Genomic DNA, 6,065 nt, shown 5'->3' on the forward strand with positions numbered 1-6,065 from the left:
AAAAGTGGGTGTCAGATACCGCCGCCAGTTTGCGGTTGTGTCAGGTCTGGTGCAGCGGCGGCTTCCACGCCGCCTGTTTCTTTCAGATAATCGCTGTATGTCGTGCAGCGTACATCTGACTTTGTGCAGACCTCGGCGGTAAAGCGTTCAAGTGCCCGCCAATAGGCATCGCCGTTCATGAGCGTGAAATGCAGCCCGATCTGGAAGGGAATGCGCTTGCCCTGATATTGCCGTTCGAATGCACCCTTGAATGCTTCATAGGCGCGGTTTTCGAACTCGCCCATATGGTCGGTGCGCTCGAAACCGCCGGAATGGCGGACAAACATGTTGTAGTCCATGGCAATGACAGGCCGGTTTTGCGGACCTTCGGCGATTGTCGGCAGGCCGAACTGATAAATTCCACCCGCATGAAGCGGCACGGCAGGTCCCTTTGAAACGCCACTGCCATCAAAGATGAAACCCTGGTCTTTCAATGCGGCGAGCAGGGCAGGGCTTTCCGAGAGATAGGGCGCGCGAAAGCCCCGAATCTCCTTCGCTACGAAATTCTTCCACCCTTCCGGTTCGGGGTCGGTGCCGTACTTTGCCCAAGCATTGCTGAGTACCTTGCGGTAGGTGACAAGCTCGCTTTCCCACTCGGCTTTCGACCAGTTTTTGCCATCGAAATGACCGCAGGCATGGCTGGCGACCTCATGCCCTTCATTGCGCGCGCGCCAGATATTGTCGAGACGCTTGGCGATATCGTCTTTCGATGTCGCGAACCCGATATTGGAACGCCCCGGCGCTTTGCCCGGCGCCTGATAGGTCTTGCGGTCGGCATGGTCAATGAGGAATACGCAGGACAGGAAATAGGTGAACTTGGCGTTGGATCGCTGCGCAAGATTATGCGCGCGATCCCAAAGCGTATTGTTACCGGCATTATCGAACGAGATCAGCACATATTGCGGCTTTACGCCGATGGTGCCGCGCAGTCCATGGACACCATCTGCATAGACAGGGGAAGCCATTGCGAAAGCGGCCGTCGCGGCCAAAATCCGGGTAACGATGTGCATAATGTCAGGGCAGCTCCAGAGGAAGCAATGTCGCTACAGGTCAATTGTGGCGATGATCGGACGCGGCGATCCACCGCAATGCTTTACGTTGGAAGCATTCTAATCAAGCTGTAGAGTGCGGCCAACTAGGGGGAGCATGCCATGCTGGTCATGATTATCGGAATCGTCGTTTTTCTGGGAATACATTCGGTGCGCATCGTCGCGCCGCGCTGGCGGCTTGCCAAAATGGAAGAGTGGGGTGAGGGCAAGTGGAAGGGTCTCTATTCGGTCGTTTCCATTGTCGGCCTAGCGCTGCTGATCTGGGGCTTCGGCATGGCCCGGCTGGAAGCACCCATCCTTTACGAACCGCCTGTCTGGATGAAGCATATCACGCTGCTTTTGATGCTGTTTGCGTTCATTTTCCTTGGCGTTTTCATTGCTCCGCCCGGCCGCATGAAACCTGCTCTCAAGCACCCCATGCTTATTGCGATCAAGACCTGGGCACTGGCGCACCTGCTTGCCAATGGCGATCTTGCCTCGCTGATATTGTTTCTGTCTTTCCTCGCCTGGGCGGTGTTCGACCGTATAGCACTCAAGCGACAGGCGCGGGCGGGGCTTGCGCCGACCGCAATTACGCCGGGTCCTGTGACCAATGATGTGATCGCAGTGGTTATCGGCCTTGTGCTTTACGGCCTGTTTATCTGGAAGTTGCACGCAGTTTTGATCGGCGTTTCACCAATGTGACGGCTAATTTTAAGTAGGCCCTTACATCGCGCGCAGTTTCCGACTAAAAGCCCCTGAACTCCGTGCGTGACTGCCTTTGGCCGTCACGCGATAACTATTCATGAGGCACCATGACTGACGACGGCTTTTTCCGTGAGGTAAATGAGGAACTGCGCTCCGACAAGATGCGGGCGTTCTGGGCACGCTACAGCACATTGCTGATTGGCGGCGTGGTTGCAATTGTCATAGGTACTGCAGCTTTTGCATTCTATGAATACTGGACAGAAAAAGAAGCTTCCAAGTCCGGTGATCAGTTTCTGGCTGCGCTCAACCTTGTCCGCGACGGCAAGAATGACGAAGCCCTGAAGACTCTCGATCAGCTTGAGAAAGATGGTTACGGAGCCTATCCCGTGCTGGCCCGCATGCGCGCTGCCGGTGTGATTGCGCAAAAGGGTGATCTTGCCGGTGCCGTTGCAGCCTTCGACAAAGTTTCCGCCGATACGTCCGTGCCGCAGTCGATCCGCGATCTGGCAAAACTGCGTGCCGCACTGATTCTGGTTGATACGGGCTCCTATGATGATGTTGCAAGCCGCGTTGAAGCTTTGTCCTCAGACGGCAATCCAATGCGCCATTCGGCCCGTGAAGCCCTTGGTCTGGCCGCATGGAAAGCCGGTCGCGGTGCAGACGCGACGAAACTATTCAAGCAGATTTCCGACGATCAGGCAGCACCTGCCAATATCCGTCAGTTTTCCGATACAATGCTGGACATGCTCAGAAGCACCGGCGCCACTCCTGCAGCGGCTGCTGGCTAAATATAGATTAGGAATTTAAAGCCGATGAGCTTTACCCTCGCAATTATCGGCCGTCCGAATGTCGGAAAGTCGACGCTGTTCAACCGGCTGGTTGGCCGGAAGATTGCGCTTGTCGACGATCTTCCCGGTGTTACCCGCGACCGGCGCGTCAATGCTGCCAAGCTCTATGATCTGAAGTTCGATGTTATTGACACGGCTGGTCTTGAAGAGGTTGCGTCCGATTCGCTCGAAGGCCGCATGCGCGCCCAGACCGAGCTTGCCATTGGTGAAGCCGATCTCATCCTTTTCCTTGTCGATGCGAAAGCAGGCGTGACGCCGACCGATGTCACCTTTGCCGATCTGGTGCGCCGCTCCGGGAAGCCGGTGATTCTGGTTGCCAACAAGGCCGAAGCACGCGGTGCCGAATCCGGCATGTATGACAGTTATCAGCTGGGCCTTGGCGAGCCTTGCCCGATTTCTGCCGAGCATGGTCAGGGATTTCCTGATCTGCGCGACGCCATTGTCGAAACCATGGGTGAAGAGCGGGTTTTCCCGGACGAATACCTGCCGGCAAATCCTGATGCGGACGATTCCGTTACCGTGACCATACCGGCTGCACCTCGCGGCATGGATGATCTGATCGGTGATGATATCGATGATCCTGACGCTGAAGATATCCCATCCTATGATTCGTCAAAGCCGCTGCGTATCGCTATCGTCGGCCGCCCGAATGCAGGCAAGTCAACACTGGTCAACACGATGCTTGGCGAGGACCGTCTGCTGACTGGTCCGGAAGCTGGCATCACGCGTGATTCCATCTCCGTTGACTGGGAATGGAATGGCCGCAAGATCAAGCTTTTCGATACGGCGGGTCTGCGCCGCAAGTCGCGCGTTCAGGGCAAGCTGGAAAAACTTTCGGTCGGTGATGCGCTGCGCGCGATCCGTTTTGCCGAAGTCGTCATTATTGTTCTCGACGCTACCATTCCTTTCGAAAAGCAGGATTTGCAGATCGCCGACCTGATCATTCGCGAGGGGCGTGCACCGATCATCGCTTTCAACAAGTGGGATCTGGTCGAAAACCGCCAGATGGTTCTGGCCGATCTGCGCGAGAAGACCGAACGGTTGCTGCCACAGGTTCGCGGTATCCGCGCCGTGCCGATTTCGGGCGAGCGCAATCAGGGCATCGACAAGCTCATGGCCGCGGTCGCCTCTACAGATGAAATCTGGAATCGCCGTATTTCCACCGGCCGCCTCAATCGCTGGCTGGAAGGTGTTCTTGCGCATCATCCGCCCCCTGCCGTTGCGGGTCGCCGCCTGAAGATCAAATACATCACGCAGGTCAAGACGCGCCCACCGGGTTTCGTTATTTCCTGCTCGCGCCCGGATGCCTTCCCGACCTCCTATGTCCGGTATCTGGCCAATGGTATCCGTGAAACTTTCGATATTCACGGCGTGCCTATCCGGCTTGTACTGCGCACCTCGGACAATCCTTTCGCGGGCCGCGCAAAGAAGAAGCGTTAAATGACGTGAGTTTTGCGTGGCGCGACAGGACTTCGAGCCACGCAAAACTTTAATGCAGATCATTTCTGTCGCTCGCCGTTAACTCTCCATCAAGGTTAATGCTTCATTTTTATGGCCATAGTGTTCGGTCGTGAGTGTGGGGTATCGGCGTGCGTTTCTATCAGGTTTTGCGGGATACAAATTCCCGCCGCAAAGGCCAGCCTTATCTCAAACAGGCAAATCGCAAATATATCGGTCCAATCCTGATCGGCGCAGCAATATACCTCCTGTCTCCAACGGTCGTTGCATATCAGGACATGGCGAGCCTGCTTTCGGGCTCTGAATCGGGTCAGGGCCGCTGGTCTTCCTATCTTGAAAAATCTCCGGCAGGCTCGGTACAAAAAGCCAACATGTCCTTTGTCGACAGGATCGCGACCGGCTCGATACCTGCCAGCGGCACCAATGCGCCGGGGATAGGTGCGGTTGCTATCAATGGTTCCAAAAAAGCACCGGGTGCTACACCTGACGAAGCGCGTATCAACCGCGCGGAAAAGCAGGGCCGTATCGTTTCCATAAGCAAGAAGGCACCGCCGAAAGCTTTCAGCGCCGGCTCAATATTGCAGCGTCAAAGCATGATAATCCGGCCGACCCGGGGCATTGAAGTCGATATGGCTTTTGCCAAACCGAAGATCGCAGGCAAGGAAATCCAGATCGCCATGGCGTTCCACAATCGTGTACCGGAAAAAATCGAGCCGGACGCTACCATGCTTGCGGGCCTGATCAATAATGACCAGCCTGACGTGCTGGCCCTTGGTTATGCTCCTGTTGCTCCGGATTATTCAAAAACATCGCCGTTCGATTCCATCCTCGCCGAGCCCAAACAAGCCGGGCGTTTCATACCGCAGCTCGGAAAAGGCGATCATGACTGGCTGGCTACACCCTTGCCTCCGGTCGTATTCACTGCTGCGGAACAAAAATGCCTGGCGACGGGCATTTATTTTGAGGCGAGAAGCGAAAGTATCAAAGGTCAGGCTGCGGTTGCTCAGGTCATCCTCAACCGCGTGCGGAATCCCGCCTATCCGAAAACCATATGCAATGTGGTCTATCAAAATAATGACTGGATCAATCGCTGCCAGTTCTCCTTTGCCTGCGAAGGTCGCAAGCTCCGGGTGACTGAACCAAAACAGTGGAAAGTGGCGCAGGAAATCGCGCTAGCCGTCACTGCGGGCCGCATATTCCTGCCGGAAATCGGTTCTGCAACGCATTATCATGCAACCTATGTGCGGGCGAACTGGGCGCATACGATGAAGCGCATCGACAAGATCGGCCAGCACATCTTTTATCGCACCTATGGCGGCGGTTGGATTTAGCCGAGGCCTTGGAAATCTCCAGAATAATGATATAACTGTTTCTGGAGCGGGGACGAACTTTCGTTCGCCCCCTTTTCTCACCTGATAAAGTTTACCCGGAAAGTCAGTGACCAGCTGCTCCGGGTTTTCTTTATTGTAAGAGTGAAACTAAATGGCTTGTACCACATAGGTTCACCTCCAGTTTTGAGAGCAAGGCCTTTGCCAAGGTCGGAGAGGCCAATCTTCTCCGATGCACCGGCTGGCTCGGTGCCTGCTGCTTCTGCTCTCAAATCTCTGATTTGGACCTGCGCAGTCTATTCGTGGAAACTCTACAACCTGCAAGAAACGCATAGTTGAATCGACACGGAGCGGTCATGTGTGGCTTGGAAAAATCGCAAATAATGATATAAATGTTTCTGGAGTGGGGACGAACTTTCGTCCGCCCCCGTTTTCCTTACTTGAAGAAATTGACCCGGACGGTCCATGACCAGCTCGTCCGGGTTTTCTTTATTGTAAGAGTGAAGCTAAATGGCTTGTACCACATAGATTCACCTCCAGTTTTGAGAGCAAGGCCTTTGCCAAGGTCGGAGAGGCCAATCTTCTCCGATGCACCGGCTGGCTCGGTGCCTGCTGCTTCTGCTCTCAAATCTCTGATTTGGACCGGCGCAGTCTAT

Annotated in this window: 5 protein-coding genes; 4 read left to right on the forward strand and 1 reads right to left on the reverse strand. The window is 55.1% G+C overall.

Features of this window, described 5'->3' with window-relative positions; genetic code table 11:
- Window positions 1-11: 11 nt before the first annotated feature.
- Window positions 12-1,049 (reverse strand): polysaccharide deacetylase family protein, encoded by a 1,038-nt coding sequence (locus ABKW30_RS20740; RefSeq protein ID WP_348600811.1) that lies wholly within the window; start codon window positions 1,047-1,049, stop codon window positions 12-14.
- A 141-nt stretch (window positions 1,050-1,190) separates the two neighbouring features.
- Between ABKW30_RS20740 and ABKW30_RS20745 the strand changes: the two genes are divergently transcribed.
- The 4 genes from ABKW30_RS20745 (at window position 1,191) to ABKW30_RS20760 (ending at window position 5,412) form a co-directional block, all read left to right on the forward strand.
- Window positions 1,191-1,772, forward strand: coding sequence for an NnrU family protein (locus ABKW30_RS20745; RefSeq protein ID WP_348600812.1), 582 nt, complete (start codon window positions 1,191-1,193; stop codon window positions 1,770-1,772).
- 110 nt (window positions 1,773-1,882) lie between these two features.
- Entirely contained in the window at window positions 1,883-2,563 is a 681-nt protein-coding gene (locus ABKW30_RS20750) for a tetratricopeptide repeat protein (RefSeq protein ID WP_348600813.1), read from the forward strand.
- 24 nt (window positions 2,564-2,587) lie between these two features.
- Window positions 2,588-4,063 (forward strand): ribosome biogenesis GTPase Der, encoded by a 1,476-nt coding sequence (der, locus tag ABKW30_RS20755; RefSeq protein ID WP_348600814.1) that lies wholly within the window; start codon window positions 2,588-2,590, stop codon window positions 4,061-4,063.
- A gap of 167 nt (window positions 4,064-4,230) precedes the next feature.
- Window positions 4,231-5,412, forward strand: a complete 1,182-nt coding sequence (locus ABKW30_RS20760; protein WP_348600834.1) for a cell wall hydrolase — start codon at window positions 4,231-4,233, stop codon at window positions 5,410-5,412.
- Window positions 5,413-6,065: the final 653 nt, after the last annotated feature.

The sequence above is a fragment of the Phyllobacterium sp. SB3 genome, assembly GCF_040009165.1.
Classification (GTDB): domain Bacteria; phylum Pseudomonadota; class Alphaproteobacteria; order Rhizobiales; family Rhizobiaceae; genus Phyllobacterium.

What these genes read in the sequence shown, in the direction of transcription:
- der (WP_348600814.1), top strand. Translation starts at nt 2,588, where the DNA reads ATGAGCTTTACCCTCGCAATTATCGGCCGTCCGAATGTCGGAAAGTCG.
- ABKW30_RS20740 (WP_348600811.1), bottom strand. Translation starts at nt 1,049, where the DNA reads ATGCACATCGTTACCCGGATTTTGGCCGCGACGGCCGCTTTCGCAATG.
- ABKW30_RS20745 (WP_348600812.1), top strand. Translation starts at nt 1,191, where the DNA reads ATGCTGGTCATGATTATCGGAATCGTCGTTTTTCTGGGAATACATTCG.
- ABKW30_RS20750 (WP_348600813.1), top strand. Translation starts at nt 1,883, where the DNA reads ATGACTGACGACGGCTTTTTCCGTGAGGTAAATGAGGAACTGCGCTCC.